The 17,958-nt window shown below is 67.0% G+C and carries 17 protein-coding genes; all 17 read right to left on the reverse strand.

Going from position 1 to position 17,958, the window contains the following annotated elements:
• Nucleotides 1-50 precede the first annotated feature (50 nt).
• The 17 genes from chvE to ACQR1H_RS17985 all read right to left on the reverse strand — a co-directional run bounded on the left by chvE (nt 51) and on the right by ACQR1H_RS17985 (nt 17,953).
• Nucleotides 51-1,121 carry a multiple monosaccharide ABC transporter substrate-binding protein gene (chvE, locus tag ACQR1H_RS17905; protein ID WP_315804475.1) on the reverse strand — a complete coding sequence of 357 codons (1,071 nt, stop codon included), beginning with the start codon at nt 1,119-1,121 and terminating at the stop codon, nt 51-53.
• A 109-nt stretch (nt 1,122-1,230) separates the two neighbouring features.
• Nucleotides 1,231-2,112, reverse strand: coding sequence for an SMP-30/gluconolactonase/LRE family protein (locus ACQR1H_RS17910; RefSeq protein WP_434907998.1), 882 nt, complete (start codon nt 2,110-2,112; stop codon nt 1,231-1,233).
• Entirely contained in the window at nt 2,112-3,191 is a 1,080-nt protein-coding gene (locus ACQR1H_RS17915) for an aldose epimerase family protein (RefSeq protein ID WP_434907940.1), read from the reverse strand. The genes ACQR1H_RS17910 and ACQR1H_RS17915 overlap by 1 nt, the downstream gene beginning before the upstream one ends.
• A gap of 4 nt (nt 3,192-3,195) precedes the next feature.
• The gene (locus tag ACQR1H_RS17920) at nt 3,196-4,122 is read right to left on the reverse strand and encodes a Gfo/Idh/MocA family protein (protein ID WP_316238433.1); all 927 of its coding nucleotides are present in this window, start codon (nt 4,120-4,122) and stop codon (nt 3,196-3,198) included.
• Nucleotides 4,123-4,124: 2 nt separating this feature from the next.
• Nucleotides 4,125-5,054: a dihydrodipicolinate synthase family protein gene (locus ACQR1H_RS17925; protein ID WP_434907941.1), complete on the reverse strand. Its 930-nt coding sequence runs from the start codon at nt 5,052-5,054 to the stop codon at nt 4,125-4,127.
• A gap of 10 nt (nt 5,055-5,064) precedes the next feature.
• Nucleotides 5,065-6,801, reverse strand: a complete 1,737-nt coding sequence (locus tag ACQR1H_RS17930) for an IlvD/Edd family dehydratase (RefSeq protein WP_434839142.1) — start codon at nt 6,799-6,801, stop codon at nt 5,065-5,067.
• Complete coding sequence (locus ACQR1H_RS17935; RefSeq protein ID WP_316177969.1) at nt 6,798-7,541, reverse strand: FadR/GntR family transcriptional regulator; 744 nt, start codon at nt 7,539-7,541, stop codon at nt 6,798-6,800. The genes ACQR1H_RS17930 and ACQR1H_RS17935 overlap by 4 nt, the downstream gene beginning before the upstream one ends.
• A complete protein-coding gene (yjfF, locus tag ACQR1H_RS17940; protein ID WP_434907942.1) occupies nt 7,538-8,533 on the reverse strand; it encodes a galactofuranose ABC transporter, permease protein YjfF in 996 nt (331 codons plus the stop codon). The genes ACQR1H_RS17935 and yjfF overlap by 4 nt, the downstream gene beginning before the upstream one ends.
• Complete coding sequence (locus ACQR1H_RS17945; RefSeq protein ID WP_434907943.1) at nt 8,530-9,522, reverse strand: ABC transporter permease; 993 nt, start codon at nt 9,520-9,522, stop codon at nt 8,530-8,532. The genes yjfF and ACQR1H_RS17945 overlap by 4 nt, the downstream gene beginning before the upstream one ends.
• Nucleotides 9,519-11,069: a sugar ABC transporter ATP-binding protein gene (locus tag ACQR1H_RS17950; protein ID WP_434907944.1), complete on the reverse strand. Its 1,551-nt coding sequence runs from the start codon at nt 11,067-11,069 to the stop codon at nt 9,519-9,521. The genes ACQR1H_RS17945 and ACQR1H_RS17950 overlap by 4 nt, the downstream gene beginning before the upstream one ends.
• 218 nt (nt 11,070-11,287) lie before the next feature.
• Nucleotides 11,288-12,253: a galactofuranose ABC transporter, galactofuranose-binding protein YtfQ gene (gene ytfQ, locus ACQR1H_RS17955; protein WP_315718196.1), complete on the reverse strand. Its 966-nt coding sequence runs from the start codon at nt 12,251-12,253 to the stop codon at nt 11,288-11,290.
• A gap of 240 nt (nt 12,254-12,493) precedes the next feature.
• The gene (gene eda, locus ACQR1H_RS17960) at nt 12,494-13,138 is read right to left on the reverse strand and encodes a bifunctional 4-hydroxy-2-oxoglutarate aldolase/2-dehydro-3-deoxy-phosphogluconate aldolase (RefSeq protein WP_316177963.1); all 645 of its coding nucleotides are present in this window, start codon (nt 13,136-13,138) and stop codon (nt 12,494-12,496) included.
• Nucleotides 13,135-14,031, reverse strand: a complete 897-nt coding sequence (locus tag ACQR1H_RS17965) for a sugar kinase (RefSeq protein WP_409997971.1) — start codon at nt 14,029-14,031, stop codon at nt 13,135-13,137. Before ACQR1H_RS17965 ends, eda begins: the two co-directional genes overlap by 4 nt.
• 47 nt (nt 14,032-14,078) lie before the next feature.
• Nucleotides 14,079-15,110, reverse strand: coding sequence for an L-idonate 5-dehydrogenase (locus ACQR1H_RS17970; protein WP_316177961.1), 1,032 nt, complete (start codon nt 15,108-15,110; stop codon nt 14,079-14,081).
• 33 nt (nt 15,111-15,143) lie between these two features.
• Entirely contained in the window at nt 15,144-15,911 is a 768-nt protein-coding gene (locus ACQR1H_RS17975; RefSeq protein ID WP_434874148.1) for an SDR family oxidoreductase, read from the reverse strand.
• Between the two features lie 86 nt (nt 15,912-15,997).
• On the reverse strand, nt 15,998-17,194 hold the full coding sequence (uxuA, locus tag ACQR1H_RS17980) for a mannonate dehydratase (protein ID WP_315804461.1): 1,197 nt from the start codon (nt 17,192-17,194) through the stop codon (nt 15,998-16,000).
• Nucleotides 17,195-17,227: 33 nt separating this feature from the next.
• Complete coding sequence (locus tag ACQR1H_RS17985; protein WP_434874147.1) at nt 17,228-17,953, reverse strand: GntR family transcriptional regulator; 726 nt, start codon at nt 17,951-17,953, stop codon at nt 17,228-17,230.
• Nucleotides 17,954-17,958: the final 5 nt, after the last annotated feature.

Below are 17,958 nucleotides of genomic sequence, written 5' to 3' on the forward strand. Positions count from 1 at the left end.
GTCTTGGAGTGGCCGGCGAGCGCATGACCGCGCTCGCCGGCCACCGGTGATCACTCGACCTGCGACTTCTTGTAGTAGCCGCCCTCGATCAGGACCTTCTCCCAATTGCTCTTGTCGACCACGACCGGCTTGAGCAGATAAGCGGGAACGACCTTGACGCCGTTGTTGTAGGTCTTGGTGTCGTTGACCTGCACCTGCTTGCCGTTGAGCACGGCATCGACCATATCGGCGGTCACCTTGGCGAGGTCGCGGGTGTCCTTGAAGATCGTCGAGTACTGGTCGCCGCGCAGGATCGCCTTGACCGACGGCACCTCGGCGTCCTGGCCTGAGATGACCGGCATCGGCTGGTTGCCGCTGCCATAGCCGACGCCCTTCAGCGACGAGATGATGCCGATCGAGAGGCCGTCATAGGGCGACAGCACCGCGTCGACACGCTTGTTGCCGTAATAGGCACTGAGCAGGTTGTCCATGCGGGCCTGGGCGGTGGCGCCGTCCCAGCGCAGGGTCGCGACCTTGTCCATGCCCATCTGGCCGGACGCAACCTTGAGCTTGCCGGAGTCGATGTACGGCTGCAGCACCGACATCGAGCCGTTGTAGAAGAAGTAGGCGTTGTTGTCGTCCGGCGAGCCGCCGAACAGCTCGATGTTGAACGGGCCCTTGCCGTCCTTCAGGCCGAGCTTGTCGACGATCGACTGCGCCTGCAGCACGCCGACCTGGAAATTGTCGAAGGTCGCGTAGTAGTCGACATTCGGCGTGTCGCGGATCAGGCGGTCATAGGCGATGACGGTGACGCCCTTCTCCTTGGCCTGCTTCAGCGCGTCGGACAGCGTGGTGCCGTCGATCGCGGCGATGACCAGCACCTTGGCGCCCTTGGTGACCATGTTCTCGACCTGCGAGAGCTGGTTCGGGATGTCGTCCTCGGCATATTGCAGGTCGGTGTTGTAGCCACGCTCCTTCAGCACCTTCACGATGTTGTTGCCGTCGTCGATCCAGCGCGCCGAGGACTTGGTCGGCATCGCGATGCCGACGGTTGCCTTGCCCTGCGCCATTGCGGCGCTGGACAGCGCCACGGCGCCGAGGCCGGCCAGCGCGGCGGCCATGATGGTCTTGAAATTCAGCATGCTTCACTCCCTCTAAGATTTTCAGATTTGAACTAGGAATACGCGATTGCGTATCTTGATACCAGATAGCTGTTAGGCTGAACGACGCTCGACTCGATTGTTCCTCCTCTCAGATCGAAAGCTTCACGTCAGGCTCGGCGCGACCGTGAGCGCCGACCTCAAGCAGGAAAGTCTGGCCGTGGCCGGGGTCGGCCGCCTTGGCCGCCGCGTCCATGTCCTGCCAGGCCGACGTGACCAGCAGGCGCGACAGACCGGGACCGACGAAGGCCGGGCAGCTCGCCTGGCTGGCCGGAACCGCGATGCAGCGCAGATGCTCGCCCTGCGGGCTGTAGACATCGACACAACCGCCGCCCCAGCGCGCGTTCCAGATCCGCCCCTCGGCGTCGACGACGGCACCGTCGAGCCCGCCGACGCCGGCATGGCGCAGCAGCACCTCCGGCTCGCCGCGCGGCAGGCCGGTCGTCGGGTCGAGCGCGACGCGGTAGAGCACGTTCTCGTCCGTATCGGCGAAATAGCCGATCGCGCCATCCGGCGAGAAGCAGATTGCGTTGGGAATGGTGACGTTGGGGAACAGGCGGATGATCTCACCGCGATGCAGCGCATAGATCGAGCCCAGGCCGCACTCGGCGTTGCGCCCCATGGTGCCGATCCAGAACGTCCCGGAGGGATGGACCCGCGAGTCGTTCGACCGCGTCGCAGGATTGTCGGCCTCGAGCGGCAGGAACAGCGACAGCGCGCCGTCGGCGACGGAGCGGACATAGAGTCCGTCCTCGGCGACGATCAACTGCCTCACGGCATCGATGCGGCCGAGCGCGCTCGCCATCCTGCCGAGCCCGTGGCGTCGGACGTCGCCGCTACCGATATTGGCCTCGAACAGCAGGCCTTCGCGGATGTCGAACCACCAGGCGGTGTCGGTGTGAGGATCGTAGGTCGGCCCCTCGCCGAGATGGCAGCGCTCGTCGCAAAGGATCGTGGTCGGCACCTGCTCCATCATGCGGACGCTCCCGCGATCGAGAAGCGATACACCGTCTCGTGCTTGTAGACGTCGTCGGGCGCGAGACGCGCGCTCGGAAAATCCGGACGGTTCGGACTGTCCGGCCAGACCTGCGGCTCCAGGCAGAGCGCGTCGGATTGGCGATAGACGCGGCCCTTGCCGCTCACGGTCGCGTCAATATAGTTGCCGGAATAGACCTGCAGGCCCGGCTGATCGGTGAGCAACTCCATGATCCGTCCCGACCGCCGCGACTCGATCCGTGCCGCGAAGCGCACGCCGTCGCCGGCGCGCAGACAGAAATTGTGGTCATAGCCGCGGCCGCATCTGATCTGCGCATCGTCGGCACGAATGCGCGCGCCGATCGCATGCGCGTCGCGGAAATCGAACGGCGTACCAACAACGCTGTGCGGCGGCCCCTCCAGCGGGATCGCCGTTTCGTCGATCGCCAGGTAGTGGTCCGCAGCGAGCGTCAGACGGTGATCGAGAATATCGGTGCCGGCGGCCAGGCCGTCGAGATTGAAGAAGCTGTGATTGGTCAGGTTGACCACCGTCGTCCGGGTGGTCCGGGCGCTGAAGCTGACAGCCAGCTCCATCGGCCCGGTCAACTGATAGGTGACACGGACGTCGAGCCGCCCCGGATAGTTGGCCTCGCCGTCGGGGCTGACATAGAGCATCGTGACCGACGGCCGGGCACCGTCCTCGGTGGCGACGATCTGCCAGAGCTTGCGGTCGAAGCCGTCGGGGCCGCCATGCAAGGCATGCGCGCCATTATTCGCTTCCAGACGGATGTCCTGACCATCGAGCACGAAACGTGCCTTGGCGATGCGGTTGGCGTAGCGTCCGACCGTCGCGCCGAAAAATTTCCGGAGCAGCAGGTAGCTCAGCAGGTCGTCGTGACCGAGCACCACGTCATCAACGCGGCCTTGCGCATCCGGTACCAGCAGCGCCTGCAGCGCCGCGCCGTAGGTGATGATCCGCGCCTCGAAGCCGTCGGCGCCGCGCAAGGTGACGCGTTCGACCTCGCGGCCGTCCGGCAGGCTGCCAAACACATCCCTGGTGATATCAGCCTCTGCCATCGCTCTAGTCCTCGAACGGCTCGACGAAGTGGCGGCGGCCGAGCAGGAACGCGTCGGCCACCAGCCGCAGCGGCGCGAGATCGACGTCACCAGCACCGGTCTTCGTCAGCTCGACGAAGCGGCGATAGAGGCCGGGATATTCGCGCTCCTTCTCGTCGATCATCACTTGGTCATCCGCGGTCATCCGCGCGCCGCCGAGCGACAGCTTGAGTTGCCCGGCGTCGGTCTCGATCCGGATGTCCCAGCTCTGCGGCCCGGTCTGGCGGAAGTCGAACTCGGCCGCGATCGGCAGCTCGCTGGCTGTCGACAACGACAGGTTGGCCGCGATCGGCGCCTGACGGTTGGACGGAAACGACAGCTCGGCCTCGGTCAGGAACACCGGCTCGGGCAGGATGCGGGTCAGGATCGACAGCGCGTTGATGCCGGGATCGAACACGCCGAGACCGCCCGGCTCCCAGATCCAGGCCTGGCCGGGATGCCAGACGCGCACGTCCTCCTTCCAGTCGATCCGCACGCTGCGGATCCGACGCTGTGACAGCCATTCCCGCGCCGGCTCGACGGCCGGCGCGTAGCGCGAATGCCAGGTCGCGAACAGCGTGCGCCCCTTTGCGGCGGCGAGTGCAATCAGCGGATCGAGCTCGCTGACGGCAGCACCGGGCGGCTTTTCCAGCATCACATGCTTGCCGGCCTCGAGCGCCGCCAGCGCCTGCGCACGGCGCACCTGCGGCGGCGTGCACAACGCAACCGCGTCGATCTCGGGACCATCGCGCAGCAGTTCCTCGATGGTGCCGAAATGCGGCAGGCCGGGCAGCGAGGCGTTACGGCTTGCGACGGCCGTCAAGGTCACGCCCTCGGTGGCGGCGATGGCCGGCACGTGCTGATCCCTGGCGATCTTGCCGAAGCCGACGATGGCGACACGAAGCTCGCTCATCTCTAGCGTCCCCAGCGCAGCACGACCGGGTCGAGCCGGCGCGCGATCTCGATCAGACCCTTCTGTGTCGCCGGATGGATCGGCGGCTGCGGCGCGCGCAGCGTGTCGTGCTTGATCACGCCGCCAGCCTTCATCAGGATCTTGCAGGTCGCAAGGCCGCACTGCCGGTTCTCGTAGTTGATCAGCGGCAGCCAGCGCTCATAGGCCGCGGCCGTGGCCTCGCGGTCGCCCGCGAAATACGGATCGATGATCTTGCGGATGCCGTCGGGATAGCCGCCGCCGGTCATCGCGCCGGTGGCGCCGGCATCGAGGTCGGCCATCAGGGTGATCGCCTCCTCGCCGTCCCACGGGCCTTCGATATCAGCGCCGCCGGCCTCGATCAGCGCGCGCAGCTTGTCGGCGGCGCGCGGCACTTCGATCTTGAAGTAGGCGAGGTTCTCGATCTCCTTGGCCATGCGCGCCAAGAACGGCACCGACAGCGGCGTGCCGGCGACCGGAGCGTCCTGCACCATGATCGGGATCGAGATCGCGTCGGAGACGCCGCGATAGAACTCGTAGATCGAGGCGTCCGGCACGCGGAAGGTCGCGCCGTGATAGGGCGGCATCACCATGACCATGGCGGCGCCCCTCTCCTGCGCCCGGCGCGAGCGCTCGGCGCAGACAAAGGTCGAGAAATGCGTCGTCGTGACGATGATCGGCACGCGGCCGGCGACATGCTCCAGCACGGTCGTCATCACCAGATCGCGCTCGTCGTCGGTCAGCACGAACTGCTCGGAGAAGTTGGCGAGGATGCAGATGCCGTGCGAGCCGGCATCGATCATGAAGTCGATCGCGCGCTTCTGGCCCTCGAGGTCGAGACGGCCGTCGGCGTCGAACACGGTCGGCGCCACCGGGAAGACGCCCTTATAGAGCTTTTTGGCGGAAGCGGTCATGGGCACCTCTTTAGTGATTGTCGCGCGGCACGGGCGAGCCGGTGCGGCCGACCAGGAAGTCGAAATCGACGCCGCGATCGGCCTGCAGCACGTGATCGATGTAGAGCTTCTGATAGCCGCGGGCCGCATGCGGCTTCGGCGGCGTCCAGGCGGCGCGGCGCGCGGCGAGCTCCTCGTCGCTGACATGCAGATGCAGCCGGCGGCCAGCGACGTCCAGCGTGATCATGTCGCCATTCTTGACCAGCGCCAGCGGCCCGCCGACGGTGGCTTCCGGGGCGACATGCAGCACCACGGTGCCGTACGCCGTGCCGGACATGCGTGCGTCCGAGATTCGGATCATGTCGCGCACGCCCTGGCGCAGCACTTTCGCGGGCAGCGGCATGTTGCCGACCTCGGCCATGCCCGGATAGCCCTTCGGCCCGCAATTCTTCAGCACCATGATGCAGGACGCATCGATGTCGAGATTGTCGTCGTCGACGGCGTCGTGCATCTCCTCGACGCTCTCGAACACGACCGCCCGTCCGGTGTGGTTCATCAGCTCCGGCGAGGCCGCCGACGGCTTGATGACGGCGCCGTTGGGCGCGAGGTTGCCGGTGAGGATCGCGATGCCGGCTTCGGTCTTGAACGGGGTCTCGAACGGCGTGATGACCTCGGCATTGTAGTTCGGCGCCTCGGCGACATTGTCCCACAGCGTCCTGCCGTTGACGGTGCGGGCGTCCTTGTGCAGCAGGCCGCGCTCGCCGAGCGCGCGCAGAACCGCCGGCAGACCGCCGGCGTAGTAGAAGTCCTCCATCAGGAAACGGCCCGACGGCATCAGGTCGACCAGGCAGTGCACGTCGCGACACAGACGGTCGAAGTCGTCGAGCGTGAGCTCAACGCCGACACGTCCGGCGATCGCAAGCAGATGCACCACAGCGTTGGTCGAGCCGCCGATCGCCGCGAGCGTGCGGATCGCATTCTCGAACGCCTGACGGGTCAGAATGTCCGATGGCTTGAGGTCTTCGCCGACCATCTCGACGATCCGCCGTCCCGCCATGCGCGCGAGCAGGTTGCGGCGCGCATCGGCGGCGGGAATCGCCGCATTCTCCGGCAGGCCGATGCCGAGTGCCTCGACCATCGAGGCCATCGTCGAGGCCGTGCCCATGGTCATGCAGCTGCCGGCGGAGCGGTTCATGCCGGCCTCGGCCTCGTGGAATTCCTTCAAGGTGATCTCGCCGGCACGCAGCTGCTCGCTCATCGAGATGATGTTGGTGCCGGAGCCGATGATCTGGCCACGATACACGCCGCGCAGTTGCGGGCCGCCTGAAACACCGATCGCAGGCAGGTCGGCGGAGGCCGCGCCCATCAAGAGCGCCGGCGTGGTCTTGTCGCAGCCCATCAAGAGCACGACACCGTCGAGCGGATGCGCACGGATCGCCTCCTCCACATCCATCGAGGCGAGATTGCGGAACAGCATCGCAGTGGGACGCATCGTCACCTCGCCGAGCGAGGAGACCGGAAACTCCAGCGGATAGCCGCCGGCATCGAGCACGCCCTGGCGGACATGCTCGGCGATGACGCGGAAATGCGCATTGCAGGGCGTCAGCTCCGACCAGGTGTTGCAGATGCCGATGACCGGACGGCCCTCGAAGCGATCCTGCGGCGTGCCGCTGTTCTTCAAGAACGAGCGATAATAGAAGCCCATCTTGTCCTGGCGGCCGAACCACGCCTGGCTCCGCAGCTGCTTGTCTGACTTGTCGTTGCTCATTCCTGGTCCGTTCGTGCAGCCGATTGCGCATGACGCCGCCGGCCGTTGTAGATGACTTCGATCATGGCCTCCGAGGCGCCCTCGGGATTGCCATCTGCGATCGCATCGATGATGCGCTGGTGCCAGACCAGCACGGTGTCCCGGTCGGCGGTTTCGATCGGCGCGCTCAGGACGAACGACGCGCGCAATGCCGCCTCGATGACCGCGCCGATCGATCGCATGAAGGGATTGCCCGAGGCATTGGCGATCGCGATGTGCAGAGCGAGGTCGGCTTCGGCAAAGGCGATCGAGGTCGACGGCTCGCGCTCCATCTGCGCCATCGCCTGGTTCATCGCGGCGAGATCGTCGTCGCTGCGGCGCTCTGCCGCGAGCGCCGCGGCGCGCGGCTCGATCGCCAACCGGATCTCGGCGAGGTCGGCAAGAAAGCGCTTGTCGATCCCCGCGTCGAGGTGCCAGGCGAGCACGTCGGGATCGAACATGTTCCAGTCCGAGCGTCCGCGCACCACGGTGCCGACGCGGGCCTTGGTCGACAGCAGACCTTTTGCAACGAGGGTCTTCACGCTCTCGCGCAGCACCGGCCGTGAGACGCCGAAAGTCGCGGTCAGCTCGGCGTCACCCGGCAACCGCGCGCCCTCGGCCAGACGGCCCGAGATGATGTCGATGCCGATGCTGCGGGCGACCTCGGCATGGTTGGAATGCGCGCGCCGGGTCGGAATCGAGACGATGTGCGACGTCGTCATGTCGGCGCCCCCACCGGCTTGGCCGCGGCGGGCTTGACGGATGAGCGGCGCGCGAGCGCCATCAGACCTTGCTGCAGCGCAATGAAAACGAACAACAGAACCCCCGTGGCGATCTTGGTCCACCAGCTCGACAGCGTGCCGTCGAAATTGATGTAGGTCTGGATCATGCCCTGTATCAGGACGCCAAGGAAGGTGCCGATGACCGAGCCCTGTCCGCCGGTCAACAAGGTTCCGCCGATCACCACGGCAGCGATGGTATCGAGTTCGACACCGACGGCCGAAAGCGAATAGCCGGCCGCGGTGTAGAACGAGAAGACGATGCCGGCGAGGCCCGCAAGCACGCTCGACAGCATATAGATGCGGATGGTCATCGGCCCGACCGGAATGCCCATCAGAGCTGTCGCCACACGGCTGCCACCGAGCGCGTAGACGTTGACGCCGAACCGGGTCAAATGCAGCAGCAACGCGCAGAGCACCAGGATCACCAGCATCGCAATCGCGATCGCGGTGAGCCGTCCGCCGCCTGGCAGGCGGATCGCGAAGTCGGAGACGGCACTGTAGATCGGGGCGGTGATCGGAATCGATTCGGTCGACAGCAGGAAGCTGACGCCGCGCGCCAGGAACATGCCGGCGAGGGTCACGATGAAGGGCGGCAGCTCGAACACGTGGATCACCGCGCCCATCGCGGCACCGAACAGCGCGCACAGCACCAGCACCAATGCGAAGGCGGCGAAGGGCGGGATGCCCCAGCGCTCGACCGCGAGCGCCACGAATACCGTGGTGAAGCCGATCACCGAGCCGACCGAGAGATCGATGCCGCCGGAGATGATGACGAAGGTCATGCCCGCGGCGACGATGCCGAGGAAGGCGTTGTCGGTGAGCAGATTGGCGACGACGCGGGTCGAGGCGATGTTCGGGAATTGCAGCGCACACAATGCGAAGCCGGCGACCAGCACAAACGCCGTGATCGCAACCGAGGTCGATGCTCTCATGGCTTGATCCTCCGCCAGCGCGCGGTGAAGCGCGAGAGATCGCCGAGCCGCGGCGACTGCGCCAGCAGGACGGCGAGAACGACCACGGCCTTGACCAGCAGATTGAGCTCCGGCGGATAGCCCGACAACAGAATGCCGGTGTTCATCGCCTGGATGATCAGCGCGCCGGCCACCGCCAGCACCAGGCTGAAGCGGCCGCCGAACAGCGAGGTGCCGCCGATCACGACCGCGAGGATCGCATCGAGCTCGAGCCACAGGCCGGCATTGTTGGCATCCGCCCCCATGATGTCGGCTGCAGCGATGACACCGGCAAGCGCGGCGCAGATGCCGCACCAGACATAGACCGACAGGATCATGGCGCGGGTGCCGACGCCCGAAAGCTCGCTGGCGCGCGCGTTGCCGCCGGTCGCCTCGATCAAGAGCCCGAGCGCGGTGCCGCGCACGACCGCCCCCGTCAGCAGCAGCATGCCGATCGCGATCACGACCGGGGTCGGCAGGCCCAACACGGCGCCGTTGCCCATCCACACCAGATCGGGCGAGGTGAAGGTGACGATGCGCCCTTCGGTGATCAACTGCGCGATGCCGCGGCCCGCCACCATCAGGATCAACGTGGCGACGATCGGCTGGATGCGCAGGACAGCGACGAGAACGCCGTTCCACAGCCCGCACACCAAACCGACAGCGAGCGCGGAGCCGATGACCACCGGCAGCGAATGCGTATCGGCGAGGCTCGCCGCGGTGGCGCCCGCGATCGCCATCACGGCACCGACCGAAAGGTCGATGCCGCCGGTGGCGATGACGAGCACCATGCCGAGCGACAGCAGCGCCACCGGCGTGCCGCGGTTGAGCACGTCGATGACGCTGCCGAACAGCCGGCCGTCCTGCAGATGGAGGTTGAAGAACTGCGGCGAGACTGCGCGATCGATGATCAGGATCACGATCAGCGCGAATGCCTGCGCAAGACCGCGGCGCGGAATGCGGAGCGTCATGATGCGGCCTCATGCACGGGCTCGCCATCCGCGGCGATCGCCGCGAGGATGCTGGAGACTTCGACCGCCTCGCCCTTCAGCTCCTCGACATGGGCGCGGTCGCGCAGCACGACGACGCGGTTGGAATAGGTCACGATCTCGTCGAGCTCCGAGGAGATCACGAGCAGCGCCAGCCCCTGCTCGCACAACTCACGCACCAGACGGATGATCTCGGCATGGGCGCCGACGTCGATGCCGCGCGTCGGCTCGTCGAGGACGAGGAGCTTCGGCGACGTCGCGAGCCAGCGCGCCAGTAGCGCCTTCTGCTGGTTGCCGCCCGACAGCAGCCCAATGGGACGTTCCGGATCCGGCGGCCGGATGTCGAGCATGCGGATGTAACGCATCGCGATCTCGTCCTGCTCGCGCCGCGACAGCGGCCGATGCAGCCCGCGCCGCGCCTGCAGCGCCAGCACGATGTTCTCGCGCACGGTGAGATCGGCGACGATGCCCTCGGTCTTGCGCTCCTCGGGGCAGTAGCCGAAGCCGAGCCCGGCGGCATTGCGCGGCGAATTCAGCCGGACGGTCTCGCCGTTGACGGTGGCCTCGCCGGTGTCGGCGCGTTCGGCCCCGAACACCAGCCGCGCCGTCTCGGTGCGGCCGGAGCCGAGCAGGCCCGCGAGCCCGACGACCTCGCCGCGGCGCAGCTCGAGATCGAACGGCGCAAGGTAGCCCTGCTTGCCATAGCCCTTGAAACTGATGCAGACCTCGCGCGCCGTGTCCGGCTGGCTCGCCGCGCGTTCATGCGTGGTCTCGGCCAGCTCGCGCCCCAGCATCATTCTGATAAGGTCGAGCCGCGGCAGGTCGGCGACGTCGCGCGAACCGATCAGCCGGCCGTTGCGCAGCACGGTGACGCGATCGCAGATCTCGTAGACCTGATCGAGGAAGTGGCTGACGAACACGATGCCGATGCCATCAGCCGCGAGCTTTCGCATTACCTTGAACAGGATCTCGACCTCGTGGCGGTCGAGGCTCGCCGTGGGCTCGTCGAGAATGAGGACGCGCGCCGACAGATCGACCGCGCGCGCGATCGCCGTGATATGCTGGACCGCGACCGAGTAGCTCGAAAGCGGCGCACCGACGTCGATGTCCAGCCCATAATCCAGCAGCAGCGCGTGCGCGCGCCGCCGCATCTCGGCCTCGCGCACGACGCCGAACCGCGTCGGCTGCCGGCCGAGATAGAGATTTTGCGCCACCGAGAGGTTCGGCAGCAGATTGACTTCCTGATAGACGGTGGCGATGCCGGCATCGACAGCGTCCTTGGCCGAGCGCGGCGCGATCTCGCGGTCGGCCAGCCGCACGGTGCCGGCGTCCCGCGCGAAAACGCCGGTGACCACCTTGATCAGGGTCGACTTGCCGGCGCCGTTCTCGCCGAGCAGCGCATGGATCTCGCCCTCACCCAGAGTGAAGTCGACGTCATCAAGCGCCTTCAGCGCCCCGAAGCTCTTGGTCAGGCCGCGGATCTCCAGCAGGGCTGGACGCGTCGCCGGCGGAGCTGAAGGATCAGACATGACGAACTACTTGGCGCGACGATTGGACATCAGCCAGGAAGCTGACGCCCGCCGAATGAGCGGACGCCAGCACCTGATTTCGTCGTCCCGGCGAACGCCGGGACCCATACCGCGGAATAGTCGATTGAGGCACTGGGCCAATACCGCAGACCTCACAAAGATCGGTGGCTATGGGTCCTGGCGTTCGCCAGGACGACGGCAACAACATAGGCTTCAGCTCAGTAGCCCAAGCCCTTCTTGCTGTCGTAGACCTTCTGCGGATCGTCAGTCGCGGTGTAGAGCTTCGATTCCGTCTGGATCCACTTCGGCGGAACGGTGCCCTTCTCCTTGAAGGCCACGATCGCGTCGAACGCCGGCCCCGCCATGTTCGGCGTCAGCTCGACGGTGGCGTTGGCCTCGCCGGCGGCGATTGCCTTGAAGATGTCCGGCACGGCGTCGATCGAGACGGTCAGGATGTCCTTGCCCGGCTTCAGGCCGGCCTCCTTCATTGCCTGGATCGCGCCGACCATCATGTCGTCGTTGTGGGCGTAGACCGCGCAGATCGACTTGCCGCCGTTCTCGGCCTTGATGAAGCTTTCCATCACCTCCTTGCCCTTGGCACGGGTGAAGTCGCCGGTCTGGCTGCGCACGACCTTCAGGTTGGCGTTCTTGGCGACGACGGCGTCAAAGCCCTTCTTGCGGTTGGTGGCGACGCTGGCGCCGACCGTGCCCTGCAGCTCGACGACGTTGCAGGCCTTGCCGCCGACCGTCTTGGCGAGCCACTCGCCGGCGACCTCGCCCTCATGCACGCTGTCCGAGGTGACGGCGGTCAGATAGAGGTCCTTGCCGGAGGGATCGATGTCGCGGTCGAGCAGCACGACCGGGATCTTGGCTTCCTTGGCTTCCTTCAGCACGGCATCCCAGCCGGAGGCCACGACCGGTGCGAGGAAGATCGCGTCCACGCCCTGGGCGATGAAGGAGCGGATCGCCTTGATCTGGTTCTCCTGCTTCTGCTGGGCGTCGGCGATCTTCAGGTTGATCTTGCGCTTGGCGGCTTCCGACTTCGAGACCGAGGTCTCGGCGGCGCGCCAGCCGGACTCCGATCCGATCTGCGAGAAGCCGACGGTCAGCTCCGCGGCGCCAGCGGACGTGGCAAGCAACAAGGCGGCCGTGGCCGAGGCCGCAAAGAGGGCTTTCAGGGTCATCAGACGTTCTCTCCCACAAAGGTACTGTTTTTTGATGCGCCGCCGCGACAGCGGTGTTGACGCACCTATTCACCCGCCTCGACGGCCGGTGACGTCCGTTATTTCACGGAACCCAGGGGATGACTAGTCATATTATTTGACTGTAATACTTTTTGAGAATGACAGGCGCCGGCGCAGCCCCACTGCCGCCGAAGATAAGCGTCGGACACAAACAAAATTTTAAGTTGTGGATAGGCTGGATCAGCGCAGCTTCGTCGCTTCGCGGGCGCGCTGCTCGATCGCGGCCCACGCACCGGCCTTGATGTCGGCCGCGGGTGCGACCCACGAGCCGCCGATCGCAACGACCTTCTTGTGCGCCAGCCATTGCGCGGCGTTGCCGGCATTGATGCCGCCGGTCGGACAGAAGCGCACGTTCGGGAAGGGACCCGCTAGCGCGTCGAGCGCCGCGAGCCCGCCGGCCGGCACCGCGGGAAAGAACTTCACCAGCTCATAGCCCCGCGTCACGCAGGCGATGAGATCAGAGGCGGTCTGAATGCCCGGCGCGAACGGCATCTCGCCGGCATTCGCGGCGTCGAGCAGGCCGAGCGAGAGGCCCGGACTGATCGCGAAGGCGGCGCCGAGCCTGGCGGCGCGCTCGTAGTCCGCCGGCGTCAGCACCGTGCCGATGCCGACGACGGCGTCCGGCACCTCATCGATGATCGCGCGCGCGGCATCGAGCCCCGCCTGCGTCCGCAAAGTGATTTCGATGACGCGGAGGCCGCCGGCGACGAGCGCACGCGCAAGCGGCACGGCATGCGCCGCGTCCTCGATCGTGATCACCGGGATCACCGGCGCCAGCGCGAAGACCGCATCGAGCTTCGCGCGCTTGTCCAAATTGTTCATCACGCCTCGCTCATCGTCAGAATGTCCCGCGGCATCGCGGTGGCCGGGATCACCGCCCCCGGCGCCATGATCACGGCACCGGCGAGCCGGTGGCCGGCCAAAGCCGCCTTGCGGGGCGGCGCGCCCTTGATGCGCGCGGCGAGATACCCCGCATTGAAGGAATCGCCGGCCGCCGTGGTGTCGATTGGCTTGAGCACCGCAGGTGGCGCGATGTCGACCAGCACGCCATCGGCATGGATCAGGCAGCCGCGCGCACCGCGCTTGACCACGACCTCGTTGACCCCGGCGTCCTTGAAGCGGCGCAGGCTGACGGAGGCGTCGGCATCGCCGAACAGCATCTGCTCGTCCTCCAAGGTCGGCAGCGCAACGTCGACCAGCGGCAGGATCGCACGGAACGCGCGCTGGGCGACCTCGCGGCTGGCCCAGCCGCGCGGCCGGTAGTTGCCGTCGAACACGACCCGCGCGCCGCGCTTGCGCGCCACCGTCAGGAGCTCGCGCAGCTTGGCCTTGCCGGTCTCGCCATAGAGCGAGAGGCTGATGCCGGAGAGATAGATCCAGTCGAAGCGCGAGAGCCTGTCGAGCATATCGCGATCGGCGCGATCGAACAGCTCGCGCGCCGGCGCGCGGTCGCGCCAATACAGGAAGCTGCGCTCGCCCTTGGCATCGCGCTCGATCATGTACAGACCGGGCACGCGGCCCTCGACCTGCAGCACCTCCGAGGTGTCGATGCCTTCGGCCTGCCACGCCGCCAGCATCATGGCACTCAGGGGATCATCGCCGAGCGCCGTGACGTAGGAGGTGGGCACGCCGAGCCGGGCCAGATAGAGCGCCGTGTTGAGCGTGTCGCCGCCGAAGCCGCGCCGGAACAGCGAGCCGTCCTCCTGCGCAAACTCCACCATGCACTCTCCGATGCAGGCGACTTTCATCGGCGTCAATCCATCCATCAAAACGTCAAATGAACCTTCATCGACCGGCTTCGATCGCTGGCGAGCTCGAAGGCGGCGACCGCCTGCTCGAATGGCAGCGCAGCCGAGATCAGCGGCTTGACGTCGAGCAGCCCCTCGCCCATCAGCCGCAGCGCCAGCTCGAATTCGCGGTCGAACCGGAACGTGCCGCGCAATTGCAGCTCCTTCGTGACCAGCGTGTTGAGCGGCAAGGTCATCTCGCCGCCGAGCCCGAGCTGGACGATGACGCCGCCGGGCCTCATGACGTCGAGCGCGGCCCGCAAGGCGGCCTGGTTGCCGGAGGCCTCGAACAGCACGTCGAACGTGCCCTTCCCGCTCCGCCACGGATCGAGCGCCGACGGCTCCGCCCCGACATTGAACGCATGGCTGGCGCCGAGCGTGCGCGCCACCGCCAGCGGCGCATCGGCAATGTCGGTGACCACGATCTCGGCCGCACCGCCGTAGCGCGCCACCAGGATCGACAGCGCGCCGATCGGGCCGCAGCCGGTCACCAGCACGCGCTTGCCGAGCAGCGAGCCGGCCTGATGCGCCGCATGCAGGCAGACCGACAGCGGCTCGGCCATCGCGGCCTCACCGAGCGACAGCGACGGCGCGATCGGCACTGCCTGCGAGGCATCGACAGTGACGAACTCGCGGAAGCCGCCCTGCACGTGGGGATCACGCATCGCGCTGCCCATGAAGCGCATGTCGAGGCATTGGTTGCGCAGCCCCTCGCGGCAATAGCTGCAGCGGCCGCAGGGCAGGCTCGGATTGACGGCGACGCGGGTGCCCTCGGCGAGGCCGGTCACGCTCGCGCCGACCGCGGCGACGACGCCTGCGATCTCGTGGCCCAGCGCCATCGGCTGCCTGATGCGCACGGTGCCGAAGCCGCCGTGATGATAGTAATGCAGGTCCGAGCCGCAGATCCCGCCGGCCTCGATCTTGACCCGCACCTCGCCGGGTCCCGGCGCCGGATCGGGAAAGCTGTCGATGCGCAGATCTTTCGGCGCGTGAATGACGACCGCACGCATGGCCGGCCTCCCTGTCTCTTGTCTTCCGCGATCCTACATCGCCGCCAGCATGCCGCCGTCGACATAGATGGTCTGGCCGTTGACATAGGTCGACGCCTCCGAGGCCAGGAAGATCGCGGTGCCGACCAGCTCGTCCGGCCGGCCCCAGCGCTTCGACGGGACGCGCGACATCAGCCAGTTGTTGAAGTCGGGATTGCTCATCAGCGCCTGGTTCATGTCGGTCAGCATGTAGCCGGGCCCGATCGCATTGGCCTGGATGCCGTGCGCCGCCCATTCGACCGCCATCGCGCGGGTCAGGTTGCGGATGCCGCCCTTCGCCGTGGTGTAGGGCCCGATGGTCGGCCGTGCCAGCTCGCTGCCGAGCGAGCCGATATTGATGATCTTGCCGCTCTTGCGCGGGATCATGCGTTTGGCCGCCTCGCGCCCGATCACGAAGGCGCTGGTGAGGTTGGTCTCGATGACGCGGCGCCACTCATCCGTGGTGAACTCGACCAGCGGCTTGCGGTGCTGGATGCCGGCATTGTTGACGAGGACGTCGATCGCGATCCCCTCGGCGTCGAAGCGCGTGAAGGCGCCGACGACGGCGTCCTCATCGGTCACGTCGAACGGACAGGCCTCGGCCTGATGGCCCGCGGCGCGGAATTCCTCGACCGCCGCCAGCGTGCGCGCCGGATCGGTTCCGTTGATGACGAGCCGCGCGCCCGCCTCGGCAAAACCCTCCGCGATGGCGCGGCCAAGGCCGCGCGAGGAGCCGGTCACCAGCGCGGTCTTGCCGGAGAGATCGAAGAGCGAGGTCGACATTTGTTCAACTCGAATGGGCAAATGCGGGCCGGCATCCTCGGCCACGGGACGCGCGCTGACAAGCGGGTTGTCCGGCACCGGCGGGATCAGACCGGCAAGCGGTTAATGGCCGCCACCGCGGTCATGATCCCGCGAATCTCGGCGAGGCCCTTGAGGCGGCCGACCAGCGGATAGCCCGGATGGGTGCCGCGGCCGATGTCGTCGGCGAGCTCATGGCCGTGGTCGGGCCGGAACGGGATCCGCCAATCCGGCTCGCCTTCCGCCTTGCGCCGGGCCTGCTCCTTCAGCAAAGTCGTCACGACCGCGACCATGTCGACGTCGCCGCGCAGATGCTCCGCCTCCATGAACGAGCCGTCGAGCATCTTGGTGACGTTGCGCAGGTGCACGAAGCGGATGTGCGGCGCGAACCGCTCGGCGAGCGCCGGGACGTTGTTGTGGCCGCCGGCGCCGAGCGCGCCGGTGCAGAAGGTGAGGCCGTTGGCCTTCGACGGGGCGGCATCGACGATGAACTGCAGATCCTCGGCTGAGGACACCACGCGCGGCAGACCGAACAGGTCACGCGGCGGATCATCGGGATGGACACAGAGGCTGACGCCGCATTCCTCGGCCGTAGGCACCACCGCGCGCAGGAAGCGCGCGTAGTTGGCGCGCAGCTCGGCATGGCCGATGCCGCGATATTTCTCCAGCATGCGGCGCAGACCGGGCACGTCATAGCGGTCATAGGCGCCGGGCAGCCCAGCCATGATGGTCGCGAGCAGCCGGTCCTTGTCGGATTCGGACGCCTGTGCCACCCAGGCCTTGGCGCGGTCGAGCACGTCGGCGGAGAACTCCGCCTCGGCACCGGGCCGCTGCAGGATGTAGCAGTCGAACGCAGCAAGGCGATCCATATCGAAGCGCAGCGCCGTGGCGCCGCCCGGCAGACGGAAGGCGAGCTCGGTGCGGGTCCAGTCCAGCACCGCCATGAAATTGTAGCAGACGGTGGTGACGCCGCAGGCGGCGAGGTTGCGCAGCGACTGGCGGTAGTTGTCGAACAAGGACGTCAGATCGCCCTCGCCCAGCTTGATGGCCTCGGAGACCGGCAGGCTCTCGACCACGCTCCAGCGCAGCCGCAGCGATGAATCGCCTTCAATCACGCCGATGCGCTTGATGATCTCATCGGTGCTCCACACCACGCCGTAGGGGATGTGATGCAGCGCCGTCACGATGCCGGTCGCGCCGGTCTGGCGAACCTGCGGCAAAGTGATGGGATCATCGGGTCCGAACCAGCGCCACGTCTGTTCCATGTCGTCACCTTCCAAAATGAATCACGCGCGCGATCAGCGCCGCCGCCGTGCCCGCGTGCGCGACTCGGCCTGCGCCATCTCCTCCTGCCGGGCAAAGATGCCGTCGGCGCGGCGAAACACCTCGCGCAGATGCCGGCGCATCGCCGCGACCGCCTGGGCCTCGTTGCAGGCGGCCAGCCCGTCCAGGATCTCCTGATGCTGCGCGATCAGGAGCGGAATATGGCCGGCGTCCTCGATCAGGGTGAGATGGCGGACGCGGTCGAAATGGATCTTGGTCTGGCGGATCACCTGCCAGACATGCGGATGCCGGCTGGTGCGGGCGATGGTCTGATGAAACGCCTCGTCATGGCCGTAGAACTCCGCCGGCGTCGCCGCCGCCTTCTGCTTGTCGATCAGCTCGGTCAGCTCGCGCAGCGCCGTCGCATCGATGTAGCGGACGGCCTCGGCAACCAGCGCGCATTCGAGATGCTCGCGGATGAACTGCGCCTCGCCGAACGCCTCGCGCGACACCGGCGCCACCACGCTGCCGCTCTGCGGATAGATGCGCACGAGGTCGACATCGGCGAGCTTGATCAGCGCCTCGCGCACCGGCGTGCGGCTGACGCCGAGCCGCTCGCACAGGTCGAGCTCGGCCATCGGCGTGCCCGGTGGCAGCGCGCCGGACACGATGTCCTCGAGCAGCCGCTCATAGACCTGGTCGGCGAGCCGCCGGCCGGCCTTGCCGTCCAGTCGCGTCAATGGTGTCAGATCGTCATCCATGACGG

This window comes from Bradyrhizobium sp. HKCCYLRH2015 (assembly GCF_051168215.1).
Classification (GTDB): domain Bacteria; phylum Pseudomonadota; class Alphaproteobacteria; order Rhizobiales; family Xanthobacteraceae; genus Bradyrhizobium.